Here is a 17259-nt window from a genome sequence, read left to right as displayed (position 1 = left end):
GACGGCATTGCCGGTTGGCCGCGGGACAGGGGCGTTGATAGGTAGACCAAATGAAACGTGATGACCGGGCGCTTCCGCTGACGCGGGGCCAACTGGACATTTGGCTCGCGCAGGAGACGGGTCACTCCGGTACGGAGTGGCAGCTGGGCGTACTAGTGCGATTCGACGGCACCGTGGAGCCCGACCTGCTCAAGCGCGCGATCAGTCATGCGATGGGGGAGGCCGAACCGGCCAGGGCCGCCATCTTCGAGGCCGATGGCCAGGTTTTTCAGCGGGCGATCGATTACCCGGACATCGAACTGGACTTCCATGACCTGAGCGACTCCCGTCATCCGGTGCAAGAGGCCCGCGCGATGGCACTGTCGATTCAGCACACGCCCATGCCGCCGGACGGCCCGCTGTTCAAATTCGCCCTGTTTCAGACCTGGGCGGACGAATTCTACTTGTTCGGTTGCTTCCATCACATAATCCTCGATGGAACCGGAATAACGCTTCTCGCCAACCGGATTGCGACCGTATATGCGGCAATTGCTTCCGGCGCGACCATTCCTCCGGCCTTCTTCGGCTCCCTGGAAGATCTGGTTCGTTGCGAGTCGGAATACGAAGCGTCCGCCGATTACCAGGACGACCGGGCCTATTGGACCGGGAACCTCCCGTCGGACAGCGGGCCGCACAATCGGTTACCCCAAGCCGGGGGCGAAAGCGACCAGAGCGCGCCGTCTGCGCCGGTTCGGTTGGACCCCGTGGTCCTGCGGCAGGTTCAGGAGTTGGCCGACGCGTGGAAGGTACCCCGCTCCTCGCTCATCACCGCGGCGTGCGCGCTCCTGGTGCGTGGCTGGGGTGCCCAGGGCTCCGAGGTGGTGCTCGACTTCCCGGTCAGCAGGCGTGTGCGTCCCGAATCCAAGATGCTGCCCGGGATGCTTTCCGGGGTGGTGCCGCTGGTGCTGAGCGTCTCGCCGGACGCCACGGTCGCCGACTTCTGTCAGTACGTCGATGCTCGAATCCGGGAAGCGCTGCAGCATCAGCGATTCCCCGTGCACGCCCTGGAACGCAAAGCCGACCCGCGCGGCGCGGCACAACCGGCCGATCGGGTGAGCGTCAATTTCATGCCGTCCAAGATGACCATGGACTTCGCCGGTGTGGCGGCGTCGGCGTCTTTCACCAACCCCGTTCAGGTGGGCAGCTTCGGATTGATCTTCTCCGGCGCCGGGGATCAGCTTTTCCTCAGCACCGCGGGCGCGGGCGGGGCATTCTCCAATTTCGACGTCCCGGAATTGGCGCGACGGCTGCAGCGGGTGTTCACCGCGATGACCGCCGACCCGGCGCGGCGGCTCTCGTCGCTGGAACTGCTCGATGCCGGGGACCTCGCCGGGCTGGACGCGTGGGGTAACCGGGCGGTGCTGACTCGGCCGGCCACCGCTGCGACGTCGCTTCCGGTGGCGTTCGCCGCCCAGGTGGCGCGCGCACCGGAGGCGACGGCGATCACGTGCGGGCAGCGTTCGCTGACCTACCGCGAAGTCGAGGACGCCGCCGACCGGTTGGCGCATCTGCTGGCCGGCCGGGGCGCGGGCCCGGGTCAGCGGGTGGCGCTGTTGTTGCCGCGTTCGGCCGAGGCGATCGTGGCGATCCTGGCGGTCCTCAAGACCGGGGCGGCGTACGTGCCGATCGACCCCGCGGTGCCGGCGGCGCGCATCGGGTTCATGCTCGACGACGCCGCGCCGATCGCGGCGATCACCAACACCGGGCTGGCCGACCGGCTGGACGGGCGCGATCTGCCGATCATCGATGTCGATGCTCTCCAAGGCGCCGCCGTCGACACCGGCACCGCGCTGCCCGCGCCGGACCCGGACAACATCGCCTACCTCATCTACACGTCGGGAACCACCGGTGTCCCCAAAGGCGTGGCCATCACCCACCGCAACGTGATCGGGCTGCTGGACTCCCTGAACGTCGAGTTGTCGCCGGGGCTGGCGTGGTCGCAGTGGCATTCACTGGCCTTCGACGTCTCGGTGTGCGAGATCTGGGGTGCGCTGCTGGCAGGGGGCCGCCTCGTCGTGGTGCCCGAGTCGGTGGCGCGTTCGCCGGAAGATTTCCATGCGCTGCTGGTCGCCGAAGAGGTCGGCGTCTTGAGCCAGACCCCGTCGGCGTTCTACGCGCTGCAGACCGCGGACTCGCTGGCACCCGAACTCGGGCGTCAGCTCAAGCTCGAGGCCGTCGTGTTCGCCGGGGAGGCGCTCGAGCCCCAGCGGCTTTCCCCGTGGCTGGACAACCACCCGGGCTTACCGCGCCTGCTCAACCTGTACGGCACCACCGAGACGACGGTGCACGCTTCGTTCCGGGAGATCACCGCGGCCGACGCCGACAGCACCGCCAGCCCCATCGGGGTGCCGCTGGCGCACCTCGCCTTCTTCGTGCTCGACGCGTGGATGCAGCCGGTGCCGGCGGGCGTGGTCGGCGAGCTCTATGTGGCGGGCTCGAGCGTGGGAGCCGGGTATTGGCGGCGTCCCGGGTTGTCGGCGACGCGGTTCGTGGCGTGCCCGTTCGGGGAGCCCGGGGCGCGCATGTACCGCACCGGGGACCTGGCGTGGTGGGGTGCCGACGGGCAGCTGCGGTACGTGGGGCGCGCCGACGAGCAGGTCAAGATCCGCGGGTACCGCATCGAACTCGGTGAGGTACAGGCGGCGTTGTCCGCACTGGACGGAGTGCAGCAGGCGGTGGCCATCGTCCGCGAGGACCGTCCGGGCGACAAGCGCCTGGTGGGGTACCTCACCGGGACCGCGGACCCGGCCGAGATTCCGGTCGCGCTGGCCGAGCGGCTGCCGTCGTACATGGTGCCGGCGGCGGTGGTCGCGATCGACGCGCTGCCGCTGACGGTCAACGGCAAACTCGACAAGCGGGCCCTGCCGGCGCCGGAGTATCAGGATGTCGACCACTACCGCGCCCCGACCGACGCGGTGGAGGAGATCCTGGCCGACATCTACGCCCAGGTGCTGGGGCTCGAACGGGTCGGGGTCGACGAGTCGTTCTTCGAGCTGGGCGGGGACAGCATCCTGTCGATGCAGGTGGTGGCCCGGGCTCGGGCCGCCGGCCTGGTGTGCCGGCCGCGCGACGTCTTCGTCGAGCAGACCGTGGCCCGGCTGGCCCGGGTGGTCGGGGTCACCGGCGACGACGCCGACGCGTTCGACGAGGGCGTGGGCTCGGTGGTGGCCACCCCGATCATGTGCTGGCTGCATGGCCTGGAAAGCACGGGGGGCCCGGTCGACCAGTTCAACCAGACGGTGCTGGTGCAGGCTCCCGTGGGGGTGACCGAGGCCGATGTGGTGGCGCTGTTGCAGGCCCTGCTGGATCGGCACGCCATGCTGCGGTCGCGGGTCGAGGACGACGGCGCCGGCGGCTGGTCGTTGACGGTGCCCGAGGTGGGGTCGGTCGACGCCCGCGAATGCCTGCGCGCCGTGCAGGTGTTGTCGGACGAGGCGGTGATCGAGGCGCGGTCGCGGTTGAACCCGGCGGCCGGGAAGATGCTCAGCGCGCTGTGGGTGGCCCCCACCGGGCAGCTGGTCGTGATCGCTCACCATCTGGCCGTCGACGGGATGTCGTGGCGGATCCTGCTCGAGGACCTCAACCTGGCCTGGGTTCAGCTTCGCGGCGGGCAGCCGGTGCTGCTGCCGGCGGCGCGGACGTCGTTCCAGCGGTGGGCGTCGCTGCTGGCCGAGCATGCGTCGCGCCCGGACGTGGTGGAGCACGCCCAACAGTGGAGGCGGGTCGCGGCGATTCCCGCGGCCCTGCCGGCGGTGCGCCCCGCGGCGGACACCTTCGCCGCTGCGGGAAGCTTGTCGGTGGAGCTGGATGCCGAGACGACACGGTTGCTGCTCGGTGAGGTACCGGGCGCATTCCACGCCGGGATACACGAGATCCTGCTGATCGCTTTCGCCCTGGCGGTCGACGAGTTCCTGGGTACCGGCGGGGCGCCGATCAGTATCGATGTGGAGGGTCACGGTCGCCAGGAGGAGTTGGCCGGCCCGGACGAACACGTCGACCTGTCGCGCACGGTGGGGTGGTTCACCACCAAATACCCGGTGGCGCTGAACGTCGGGGGACTGGACTGGGCGCAGGTCACCGCGGGCGGGGCGGCGCTGGGGGCGGCGATCAAGGATGCCAAGGAGCAGCTGCGCAGCCTGCCCGACGGGGCGACCTACGGTCTGCTGCGCTACCTGAACCCCGATGTCGACCTGGGCGGGTCCGACCCGCCGATCGGCTTCAACTATCTGGGGCGCCTCGGTGCGGCGGGGGAGATCAACCACTCCGGTGATGTGTGGGAGATCTGCCAGGACGGCTGGTCGGTCACCGGCGTCGCCGCGGCCATCCCCATGCCGCTGATGCACACCGTGGAACTCAACGCCGGCACCATCGACACCGACGCCGGGCCGCGGCTGCGCGGCGGTTGGACATGGGCGCCCTCGGTTCTCGACCACGCGCAGGTCAGCCGGTTGAGCCGGTTGTGGTTCGACGCTCTGGGCGGCATCTGCGCGCATGTGCGGGGCGGCGGTGGCGGGTTGACGCCCTCCGACATCGCCGTGGGCCTGAGCCAGCAGCAAATCGACGAGCTTCAGCGGCAATATGCGGATAGCTGACGTTCTGCCGTTGACCCCCCTGCAGCAGGGGCTGCTGTTTCACGCCAGCACCGCGCAGGGCGGCGACGACGTGTATGCGGTGCAGCTCGACATCACGTTGAGCGGCCGGCTCGACCAGCACCGGCTGCGCGATGCGGTGCACAAGGTGGTCACCCGGCATCCGAACCTGGCGGCGCGATTCGCGGACAGGTTCGACGTGCCGATGCAGATCATCCCGGCCGATCCGGTGGTGCCGTGGCGGTATGTCGACCTCAGCGCCGACGGCCACGACCTCGCGGATGTCGACGAGCAGATCCGGCAGCTGTGCGCCGAGGAACGCGCTGCCGTCTGCGACGTCGCCCACCAGCCGGCCTTCCGGGCGGCTCTGATTCGCACCGCGGAAAGTCAGCACCGGCTGGTGCTGACCAATCACCACATCGTGCTGGACGGCTGGTCGCTGCCGATCCTGCTCGGAGAGATATTCGCCAGCTATGACGGCCAGTGGCTGCCCGCGGCGGTCCCGTATCGCCGGTTTGTCGCCTGGCTGGCCGGCCGCGACCTCGACGCGGCCCGCGCGGCGTGGGGCGAGGCGTTGTCCGGCTTCGCCACCCCCACGCTGGTGGGTCCGCCGGGCCGCCCGGGCCTCGGCCCGCGAGGTGTTGCCTCGTTCCGGGTGCCCGAGCAGACCACCCGGGCCCTCAACGAGTTGGCGCGCTCGAGCCACGCCACCGTCAACACCGTGCTGCAGGCCGCGTTCGCGCAGGTGCTGACGTGGCTGACCGGTCAGCGTGATGTCGCCTTCGGCACGACGGTCTCGGGCCGGCCCGCCGAAGTGGTCGGCGCGGAGTCGATGGTCGGCCTGTTCATCAACACGGTGCCGGTGCGGGCCAACCTCGCCGCGGCGACCACCACCTCCGCAGACCTGATCGAGCAGCTGCACAACGCCCACAACCACACCCTCGACCACCAGCACCTGGCGCTCAGCGAGATTCACCGGATCGCCGGCCAGGACCAGCTGTTCGACACCTTCTTCGTCTACGAGAACTACCCGCTGGACACCGCGGCGATGTCGGGCAAAGACGGGTTGGCCGTCACCGAGTTCACCCATCGCGAATACAACCACTACCCCCTGGCCATCCAGGCGATGCCGGGCAGCGAACTGAGCCTGCGCGTCGAATTCGACACCGACGTGTTCGACGCCGGCGACATCGAGACGCTGGTCGCGCGTTTTCAGCGGGTGTTGGTCGCGATGACCGCCGACCCACGGCGACGGTTGTCGTCGCTGGATCTGCTGGACGAGGCCGAGCACGCCCGGCTGGACGGCTGGGGCAACCGCGCGGCGTTGAGCCGGCCGGTGGCGACCCCGTCGATTCCGGCGGTCTTCGCCACGCAGGCGGCGCGCACACCCGACGCGGTGGCGGTGACCTGCGACGGCCGGTCCATGACCTACCGGGAGCTGGATGAGGCGGCCAACCGGTGGGCGCACCTGCTGGCCGCGCGGGGCGTCGGGCCCGGGCAGCGGGTGGCGTTGCTGCTGCCGCGTTCGGCCGAGGCGGTCGTGGCGATCATGGGGGTGCTCAAATCGGGGGCGGCCTATGTGCCGATCGACCCGTCGGTGCCGGAGGCGCGGATGGGCTTCGTGCTCGGCGATGCCGCGCCCGCCGCCGCGATCACCACATGTGAGTTGCGTCCGCGGTTGGACGGGCGCGAAATGTGGGTCCTCGAAGTCGATGACGTCGATGACGCCGACGATCTCGTGGACCCCGCCGTCGACGGTCGGCCCGGTATCGCACCGCCGGCGCCGGCCCCCGACGACATCGCTTACCTGATCTACACCTCGGGCACCACCGGCACCCCGAAGGGGGTGGCCATACCCCACCGCAACGTGACCCAGTTGCTCGAGACCCTGGACGACGACCTGGGCCTGGCGGGGCAGGTGTGGTCGCAGTGCCACTCCATGGCGTTCGACTTCTCGGTGTGGGAGATCTTCGGCGCGCTGCTCTACGGCGGCCGGGTGGTGATCGTGCCCGACCCGGTGGTGCGCTCCGCGGAAGACCTGCACGCGCTGCTGGTCGCGGAGCGCGTCAGCATGCTCAGCCAGACCCCGTCGGCGTTCTACGCGCTGCAGAGGGCCGATGCGGCATCACCCGAGTCGGCGGAGCAGCTCGCGCTGCGGGCCGTGGTGTTCGGCGGTGAGGCCCTCGAGCCGCAGCGCCTTGCGGCGTGGTTCACCAACCACCCCGACTCGCCGCGACTGATCAACATGTACGGGATCACCGAGACGACGGTGCACGCCTCGTTCCGGGAGATCCTGCCCGCCGACGTGGACAGCACGGTGAGCCCCATCGGGGTGCCGCTGGCCCATCTCGGCTTCTTCGTACTCGACGGGTGGTTGCGGCCGGTGCCGGCCGGGGTCGTCGGGGAGCTGTATGTGGCCGGGGCGGGGGTGGCCGCCGGGTACGTGGGCCGGGCCGCCCTGTCGGCGACGCGGTTCGTGGCCTGCCCCTTCGGCGAGCCCGGGGCCCGCATGTATCGCACCGGGGACCTGGTCTGGTGGGGCGCCGACGGGCAGTTGCGCTACGTGGGGCGCACCGACGAGCAGGTCAAGATCCGCGGGTATCGCATCGAGCTCGGTGAGATCCAGGCGGCGTTGGCCGGCCTGGACGGCGTGCAACACGCGGCGGTCATCGTGCGCGAGGACCACCCCGGCGACAAGCGCCTGGTGGGGTATGTCACCGGCACCGCGGACCCGGCCGCGCTGCGCGCCACCCTCGCCGAGCGGCTGCCCGCCTACATGGTGCCGGCCGCGGTGGTGGTCGTCGACGCGCTGCCGTTGACGGTCAACGGCAAACTCGACAAACGCGCCCTTCCCGCGCCCGAATACCAGGACGGCGGTCACTACCGCGCACCGTCCACCGCGGTCGAGGAGATCCTGGCCGGGGTCTACGCCCAGGTGCTGGGGGTGGAGCCGCCCCGGCTGGTCGGAGTGGACGACTCGTTCTTCGACCTGGGCGGTGATTCGCTGTCGGCGATGCGCCTGATCGCCGCGGTCAACACCGCCCTGGACGCCGGCCTGTCGGTGGGCGCGTTGTTCGAGGCGCCCACGATCGCGCAGTTGGCGCCGCGCATCGGGCGCGACGAGGGCCGGCTGGCGCCGCTGGCGGCCGTCGAGCGGCCCGCGGTGGTGCCGTTGTCGTTCGCCCAGAGCCGGTTGTGGTTCATCGACCAGTTCCAGGGCCCCTCACCGATCTACAACATGGCGGTGGCGCTGCGGCTGAGCGGGCACCTGGACGCCGACGCGCTGGGCGCGGCGCTGGCCGACGTGGTGGCCCGCCAGGAGACCCTGCGCACGCTGTTCGCCGCGCACGAAGGGGTGCCGCGCCAGCTGGTGGTGCCCGCCGAGCGTGCCGACTTCGGCTGGGCCGTCGTGGACGCCGCAGGCTGGACGGAGAGCCAACTGGCCGAGGCCATCGACGCCGTGGCGAGTCACCCGTTCGACCTGGCGACCGAGGTCCCGATGCGAGCGCGGCTGTTCCGCGTCGCCGACGACGAGCACGTGCTGGTGTCGGTGGTGCACCACATCGCCGCCGACGGGTCGTCGATCACCCCGCTGGTCCACGACCTCGGGGTGGCCTACGCCAGCCGCTCCGCGGGGCAGGCCTCCGGCTGGGAGCCGCTGGCCGTACAGTATGTCGACTACACGCTGTGGCAGCGCGCGCAGCTGGGCGACCTCAGCGATGAGGACAGCCGCATCGCCGCACAGCTGGCCTACTGGGAGCAGGCCCTGGCCGGCATGCCCGAGCACCTGCAGCTGCCCACCGACCGGCCCTACCCGCCGGTCGCCGACTACCGCGGCGCCAGCGTGCTGGTCGAATGGCCGGCCGAGCTGCAGCAGCAGGTCGCCCGGGTGGCCCGCGAGCACAAGGCGACCACCTTCATGGTGGTGCAGGCCGCGTTGGCGGTGCTGCTGTCGAAGATCAGCGCCAGCAGCGAGGTGGCGGTCGGATTCCCGATCGCCGGGCGCGGCGACGCCGCGCTCGACGAGCTGGTGGGCTTTTTCGTCAACACCCTGGTGTTGCGGGTCGACCTGGCCGGTGACCCCAGCGTCGCGGAGTTGCTGGCCCAGGTGCGGGGACGCAGCCTGGCCGCCTACGAGCACCAGGACGTGCCCTTCGAGGTGCTGGTGGAGCGGCTCAACCCGACCCGGAGCCTGACCCATCACCCGCTGGTGCAGGTGATGCTGGGCTGGCAGAACTGGCAGGCCAACGGTGCCGGCGAGCCCGCCGGCGGGTTGGCCCTGGGCGACCTGCAGGTCACCCCGCTGCCGTTGGACACCCGCACCGCCCGCATGGACCTGTCGTTCTCCCTGGCCGAACGCTGGAGCGAGGCCGGTGAGCCCGCCGGCATCTGGGGCGGCGTCGAATTCCGCACCGACGTGTTCGACGCGGCCAGCATCGAGACGCTGCTCGAGCGCTTCCGGCGGGTGCTGGTGGCCATGACCGCCGACCCGCGACGGCGGCTGTCGTCGATCGATGTGCTCGACGATGCCGAGCGCGCCCGGCTCGACGCGGTGGGCAACCGCGCGCTGCTGACCGGGCTCGCGCCGGCCGCGGCGTCGGTACCGGCGTTGTTCGCCGCGCAGGTGGCCCGCGCCCCGCACGCCGTGGCGGTCAGCTCCCCGGACGCGTCCCTGACCTACCGGGAACTCGACGAGGCGGCGAACCGGCTCGCGCACCTGCTGATCGGATACGACGTCGGCCCGGGCGCGCGGGTGGCGCTGCTGCTGGAGCGTTCGGCCCGGGCCGTCGTGGCCATGCTGGCCGTGCTGAAGACCGGGGCCGCCTACCTGGCGATCGACCCGGCGCTGCCCGACGCCCGGATCGCGTTCCTGATCGCCGATGCCGCCCCGACGGCCGCGGTCACCTCGGCCGGTCTGGCCGACCGGCTGGACGGCTGCGACCTGACCGTCATCGACGTCGAGGACCCCGCCGTCGCGCGCCACCCCAGCACCGCGCTGCCGGCGCCAGCCCCCGATGACATCGCCTACCTCATCTACACCTCGGGCACCACCGGCAGGCCCAAGGGCGTGGCCATCGCCCACCACAACCTGGCCCACCTGGCGGAGTCGACCCCCGCCCACCTGCCCGCGTCGCAGGTGTGGACGCAGTGCCACTCGTATGCCTTCGACTTCTCGGTGTGGGAGATCTGGGCCGCGCTGCTGGGCGGCGGGCGGCTGGTGGTGGTGCCCGATTGCGTCGTCGGCTCGCCGGACGACTTCCAGGCCCTGCTGGTGCGCGAACAGGTCAACGTGCTCACCCAGACTCCTTCGGCGGTGACTGCGCTCGACCCGGACGGGTTGGAGTCGGTGGCGTTGCTGCTCGGCGGCGAGGCGTGCTCGGCCGAGGTGGTGGACCAGTGGGCGCCCGGGCGGGTGGTGATCAACGCCTACGGGCCCACCGAGGCCACGGTGTACGCGTCGATGAGCGCGCCGTTACAGGCGGACACCGTCGGGGCGGGCGCGGCGCCGATCGGCTCGCCGGTGCCGACCACGGCGCTGTTCGTCCTCGACGATTCGTTGCGGCCGGTGCCGGCGGGCGTGGTCGGTGAGCTGTACGTGGCGGGCCGCGGCGTGGGCGTCGGATACCTCGGTCGGGCCGATTTGACCGCATCGCGTTTCGTGGCCTCGCCCTTCGGCGCGCCCGGCACGCGCATGTACCGCACCGGGGACCTGGTGCGGTGGCGCCCCGACGACCAGCTGCAGTATCTCGGACGCGCCGACGAGCAGGTCAAGATCCGCGGCTATCGCATCGAGCCCGGGGAGGTCCAGGCGGTACTGGCGGCGCTGGACGGGGTCGCTCAGGCGGCGGTCATCGCCCGCGAGGACCGCCCCGGCGACAAGCGGCTGGTGGGGTACGTCACCGGGACCGCCGAGCCGGCCAAGCTGCGCGCAGCGCTGGCCGAGCGCCTACCTCCCTACATGGTTCCCGCCGCCGTCGTGGCGTTGGACGCGCTGCCGTTGACGGTCGGCGGCAAGCTCGATAAACGGGCGTTGCCGGCACCGGACTACCAGGACAGCGGCGCATACCGCGCGCCGACCACCCTCACCGAGGAGATCCTCACCGGCATCTACGCCCAGGTGCTGGGGGTCGAGCCGCCCCGGCTGGTTGGGGTGGACGACTCGTTCTTCGATCTGGGCGGGGACTCACTGTCGGCGATGCGCCTGGTCGCCGCCGTCAACACCGCCCTGGACGCCGGCCTGGCGGTGCGCACCGTGTTCGAGGCACCCACGATCGCCCAGCTGGCGCCCCGCATCGGAGGCGTCGAGGGCCGGCTGGCGCCGCTGAAGGCCGTCCAGCGGCCCGCGGTGGTGCCGTTGTCGTTCGCCCAGAACCGGTTGTGGTTCATCGACCAGTTCCAGGGCCCCTCACCGATCTACAACCTGCCGGTGGCGCTGCGGCTGAGCGGGCACCTGGACGCCGACGCGCTGGGTGCGGCGCTGGCCGACGTGGTGGCCCGGCAGGAAAGTCTGCGCACGATGTTCCCGGCGATCGAGGGGATACCGCGCCAGCTGGTGGTGCCCGCCGAGCGGGCCGACTTCGGCTGGACCGTCGTGGATGCCACCGGATGGTCGGAAAGCCAACTCTCCGAGGCCATCGACGCCGTGGCGAGTTACCCGTTCGACCTGGCGAGCGAGATCCCGATGCGGGCGAGGCTGTTCCGCGTCGCCGACGACGACTACGTGTACGTGTCGGTGGTGCACCACATCGCCGCCGACGGCTGGTCGATCACCCCGCTGGTCAACGACCTCGGGGTCGCCTACGTCAGCCGGTGCGCGGGGCAGGCCCCCGACTGGGCCGATTTGACGGTGCAGTACGTCGACTACACGCTGTGGCAGCGCGCGCAGCTGGGGGACCTGGGCGACGAGGGCAGCCGCATCGCCGCGCAGCTGGCTTACTGGGAGGATGCCCTGGCCGGCATGCCCGAGCACCTCCAGCTGCCCACCGATCGGCCATACCCGCCGGTCGCGGACTACCGCGGCGCCACCCTGGCGCTGGAATGGCCGGCCGAGCTGCAGCAACGGGTCGCCCGGGTGGCCCGCGAGCACAACGCGACCAGCTTCATGGTGCTGCAGGCCGCCCTGGCGGCCCTGCTGTCGGGCCTCAGCGCCAGCAGCGAGGTGGCGGTTGGATTCCCGATCGCCGGGCGCGGCGACGCCGCCCTCGACGAGCTGGTGGGCTTTTTCGTCAACACCCTCGTGTTGCGGGTCGACCTGGCCGGTGACCCCAGCGTCGCGGAGTTGCTGGCCCAGGTGCGCCGGCGCAGCCTGGCCGCCTACGAGCACCAGGACGTGCCCTTCGAGGTGCTCGTGGAGCGGCTCAAGCCGACCCGGAGCCTGACCCATCACCCGCTGGTGCAGGTGATGCTCGCCTGGCAGAACTTCGCCTGGCAGGACACCGACGCCGCCGGGCTCGCCCTGGGCGACCTGCAGGTCACCCCGCTGCCGGTGGACACCCACACCGCCCGCATGGACCTGACGTTCAACCTGGCCGACCGCTGGAACGAGGCCGGCGAGCCCGCCGGCATCGGCGGGTTGGTGGAATTCCGCACCGACGTGTTCGACGAAACAACCATCCGCAGCCTGGTCGCGCGGTTCGAGCGGGTGCTGATGGCGATGACGGCGGACCCGGGGCGGCGGTTGTCGTCGGTGGACGTGCTCACCGAGGACGAGCACGCCCGGCTCGCCGAGTGGGGTAACAGGGCGGTGCTGGCCCGGCCGGCGACGACGGGGTCGATTCCGGCGGTGTTCGCCGCGCAGGCGGCCCGCACCCCGGACGCGGTGGCGGTCACCTTCGAGGGCCACTCGCTGACCTATCGTGAGCTCGACGAGGCGTCGAATCGGTTGGCGCAGCTGCTGGCCGGTCAGGGGGTGGAGCCGGGGCAGCGGGTGGCGCTGCTGTTGCCGCGTTCGGCGCAGGCGATCGTGGCGATGCTCGCGGTGGCCAAGACCGGGGCCGCCTATGTGCCGGTCGACCCGTCGGTGCCGGCGGCCCGGATGGAGTTCGTCCTCGGCGATGCCGCGCCGGTCGCCGCGATCACCACCACCGGGCTTCTGGATCGGCTCGGCGGACGTGAACTGATGGTGATCGACGTCGACGACCCTGCCGTCGACAGCCAACCCTGCACCGCACCGCCCGGGCCGGCTCCCGACGACGTCGCCTACCTCATCTACACCTCCGGCACCACCGGCAGGCCCAAGGGGGTGGCGATCCCGCACCGCAACGTGACCCAGTTGCTGGAGACCCTCGACGGCGACCTCGGGTTGACGGGTCGGGTGTGGTCGCAGTGCCATTCGTTGGCGTTCGACTTCTCGGTGTGGGAGATCTGGGGCGCGCTGCTCTACGGCGGCCGGGTGGTCGTGGTGCCGGATGCGGTGGTGCGCTCGCCGGACGACCTGCACGCCCTGCTGGTCGCCGAACGCGTCGGCGTGTTGAGCCAGACCCCGTCGGCGTTCTATGCGTTACAGACCGCCGATGCGGCACAACCCGACTCGGCAGAGCAGCTGTCCCTGCAGGCCGTGGTGTTCGGCGGTGAAGCCCTCGAGCCCCAGCGCCTTGCGGCATGGTTGCACAAGCATCCGCAATCGCCGCGGCTGATCAACATGTACGGGATCACCGAGACGACGGTGCACGCCTCGTTCCGGGAGATTCTGGCCACCGATGTCGACAGCACGGTGAGCCCCATCGGGGTGCCGCTGGCCCATCTGGGCTTCTTCGTCCTCGATGGGCATCTGCGGCAGGTGCCGGTCGGCGTGGTGGGGGAGTTGTACGTGGCCGGGGCGGGCGTGGCGAACGGTTATGTGGGCCGGGCCGGCCTGACTGCGACGCGGTTCGTGGCGTGCCCGTTCGGGGAGCCCGGGGCGCGCATGTACCGCACCGGGGACCTGATGTGGTGGGGCGCCGACGGGCAGCTGCGGTATGTGGGGCGCGCCGACGAGCAGGTCAAGATCCGCGGGTACCGCATCGAGCTCGGTGAGGTGCAGGCGGCGTTGGCCTGCCTGGAGGGCGTGCAGCAGGCGGTGGTGATCGCCCGCGAGGACCGCCCCGGGGACAAGCGTCTGGTGGGCTATGTGACCGGGGCCGTCGAGCCGGTCAGCGCGCGTGCCGTGCTGGCCGAGCGGCTGCCCGCCTACATGGTGCCGGCCGCGGTGGTGGTCATCGATGCGCTGCCGCTGACCGTCAACGGCAAACTCGACACCCGCGCCCTGCCGGCGCCGGAGTACCAGGACGTCGACCACTACCGCGCCCCCGCCAGTGCGGTGGAGGAGATCCTGGCCGGCATCTACGCCCAGGTGCTGGGGCTCGAGCGGGTCGGGGTTGACGAGTCGTTCTTCGAGCTGGGCGGGGACAGCATCCTGTCGATGCAGGTGGTCGCGCGGGCGCGCGCGGCCGGTGTGGTGTGCCGGCCGCGTGACATCTTCGTCGAGCAGACCGTGGCCCGGCTGGCCCGGGTGGCCGGGGTCGCCGACGACGACGCCGATGTGATCGACGAGGGCGTGGGATCCGTGGTGGCCACCCCGATCATGTGCTGGCTGCACGGCGTCGACGGCCCGGTCGACCAGTTCAACCAGACGGTGCTGGTGCAAGCTCCCGCTGGGGTGACCGAGCACGATGTGGTGGCGCTGTTGCAGGCCGTGCTGGATCGGCACGCGATGCTGCGCCTGCGCGTCGACGAGGATGCCGGGGGCTGGTCGTTGACCGTGCCGGAGGTAGGCTCGGTGGACGCCCGCGGGTGCCTGCAGGCGGTCGAGGCGTTGACCGATGCGGCGGTGGTCGAGGCGCGGTCGCGGTTGAACCCGGCGGCCGGGGTGATGCTGAGCGGGCTGTGGGTGGCCTCCACGGGTCAGTTGCTGCTGATCGTTCACCACCTGGCCGTCGACGGCGTGTCGTGGCGGATCCTGCTGGAGGACCTCAACCTGGCCTGGGCCCAGCTCCGCGCGGGCCAGCAGGTGGTGTTGCCGGCGGGCGGGACGTCGTTCGCGCGGTGGGCGTCGCTGCTGGCCGAGCACGCATGCGACCCGGAAGTCGTGGAGCAGGCGCACACCTGGCGGCAGGTGGCGGCGAGCCCGGCGGCGCTGCCGGCGGTGCGCCCCGCGGTGGATACGTTCGCCGCCGCCGGGAACCTGTCGGTGGATCTGGACACCGAGACCACGCGCATGCTGCTCGGTGAGGTGCCGGCGGCGTTCCACGCCGGAATCCACGACATTCTGCTGATCGCCTTCGCGGTCGCGGTGGCCGAGTTCGTGGGCACCGGCGGGCCTGTCGGTATCGACGTGGAGGGCCACGGTCGCGACGAGCACTTCGCCGCCTCGAAAGAACACGTGGACCTGTCGCGCACGGTGGGTTGGTTCACCGCGAAATACCCGGTGGCCTTGAACGTGGGTGGGCTGGACTGGGCGCAGGTGGTGGCCGGCGATGCCGCGTTGGGGGCGGTGATCAAAGACGCCAAGGAGCAACTCCGGGCGCTGCCGGACGGTCTGACCTACGGCCTGCTGCGCTACCTGAATCCCGATGTCGATTTGGGTGGGTCCGATCCGCCGATCGGGTTCAACTATCTGGGCCGCCTGGGTGCGGCGGCCGAGGTGTCCAGTGACGTGTGGCAGATTTCGCGGGACAGCGGGTCGGTTGCCGGCATCGCCGCGGCCGTCCCGATGCCGCTGATGCACACGGTCGAGCTCAACGCGGGCACGGTGGACACCGACGCGGGGCCGCAGTTGCGCGCCGGCTGGATGTGGGCGCGCTCGGCCCTGGACCACGCGCAGGTCGGCCAGTTGAGCCGGTTGTGGTTCGAGGCCCTGGCCGGAATCTGCGCGCATGTCCGCGGCGGCGGAGGCGGGTTGACGCCCTCGGACGTCCTGCCCGCCCGCCTGAGCCAGCAGCAGATCGACGAGCTCGCGCGGCGCTATCGCATCGCCGACGTGCTGCCGCTGACCCCCTTGCAGCGGGGGCTGCTGTTCCATGCCGGCACCGCGCGCGGTGGCGACCACGTGTATGCGGTGCAACTCGATATCGCCTTGAGCGGCCGGCTCGATCAGCACCGCCTGCGCACCGCCGTGCAGACGGTGGTCAACCGGCATCCGAACCTGGTGGCCCGGTTCTGCACGCAGTTCGACGAACCGGTGCAGATCATCCCCGCCGATCCGGTGGTGCCCTGGCAATACATCGTCGTCGACGGCTCGAACGGATCCGAAGTCGAGCAGCAGATCCAGCAGATGTGCGCCGCCGAACGCGCCGCGGTCTACGACCTGGCAGACCAGCCGGCATTCCGAGCGGTGTTGATCCGGACCGCGGCAGATCAACACCGGTTCGTGCTGACGAATCACCACATCGTGCTGGACGGCTGGTCGCTGCCGATACTGCTGGGGGAGTTGTTCGCCGGCTACTACGGGCAGTGGCTTCCCGCGGCTGCGCCCTATCGCAGGTATCTCACCTGGCTGGCCGGCCGGGACCGCGCCGCCGCCCGCGCGGTGTGGCGTGAGATGCTCGCCGGCTTCGACACCCCCACGCTGGTCGGCCCGGCGGACCGTTTCGGGCTGGGGCGGCGAGGCGTTGCCTCGTTCCGGGTTCCCGAGCAGACCACCCGGGCCGTCAACGAACTGGCGCGCTCGCGCCACACCACCGTCAGCACCGTGCTGCAGGGCGCCTGGGCGCAGCTGCTGATGGGGATGACCGGCCGGCACGACGTCGCCTTCGGCGCCGTGGTCGCGGGGCGGCCCGCCGACGTGAGCGGAGCGGACTCTATGGTGGGCCTGTTGATCAACACCGTGCCGGTGCGGGCGAGCGTCACGCCGGCCACCACCACCGCCGATCTGCTCGACCAGCTGCAAAGCGCCTACAACCAGACATTCGAGCACCAGCACCTGGGGCTCAGCGAGATTCACCGCGTCAGCGGTCACCACAAACTGTTCGACACCGTCTTCGTCTACGAGAACTACCCCACCGACGCCGCCGCGTTGTCGAGCGAGGACGGGCTGGCCATCACCGCGATGACCAACCGCGACTACTACCACTACCCACTGACGGTCCAGGCCCTGCCGGGCCGCGAACTGGAGCTTCACGTCCAATACCGCGCGGACGTGTTCGACGCCGCCGGCATCGCAGCCCTGATCGAGCGATTCGAGCAGGTGCTGGTGGCCATGACCGACGACCCGGCGCGGCCGCTGCCGTCGATGGAGGTGGAAGCCGGCGGCAGGCACGCCCGTACGAACGGGAACGGCAACGGGTCGACAGCGGCCCAGCCGGCGGCCGCGGCACCAGCGGAATCCGGGATCCACCACAACGGTGGTGGTTACCGCGCGCCGGCCACCCTGGTCGAGCAGATCCTGGCAGGGATCTATGCCCACGTGCTGGGTTTGGACCGCGTCGGCACCGACGAGTCGTTTTTCGACCTGGGCGGGGATTCGATTTCCGCGATGCGGGCGATCGCCGCGATCAACGCGGCGCTCGACACCGACCTCCCGGTGCGGACCCTGTTCGAGGCGCTGTCCGTCGGGCACCTGAGTCGGTGGTTGAGCGGGGATGTCAGCGCGGTCGAAGAAGTTCCCGCGGTGAGCCCGGTCATCGATCTCTGAGATCTGCTCGGACCACGGACC

2 protein-coding genes are annotated in these 17259 nt (G+C 70.9%); both read left to right on the top strand.

Annotation, left to right across the window (positions count from 1 at the left end):
* Positions 1-50: 50 nt before the first annotated feature.
* Positions 51-4631 carry an amino acid adenylation domain-containing protein gene (locus AB8998_RS31600; RefSeq protein WP_420492642.1) on the top strand — a complete coding sequence of 1527 codons (4581 nt, stop codon included), beginning with the start codon at positions 51-53 and terminating at the stop codon, positions 4629-4631.
* Positions 4632-4641: 10 nt separating this feature from the next.
* Positions 4642-17238 (top strand): non-ribosomal peptide synthetase, encoded by a 12597-nt coding sequence (locus AB8998_RS17200; protein ID WP_420492641.1) that lies wholly within the window; start codon positions 4642-4644, stop codon positions 17236-17238.
* The last annotated feature ends 21 nt before the right edge of the window (positions 17239-17259 follow it).

The organism is Mycobacterium sp. HUMS_12744610, from assembly GCF_041206865.1.
GTDB lineage: Bacteria > Actinomycetota > Actinomycetes > Mycobacteriales > Mycobacteriaceae > Mycobacterium > Mycobacterium servetii.
The sequence above is the reverse complement of the archived record's forward strand: the minus strand, read 5'-3'. Positions and strand labels throughout refer to the sequence as shown.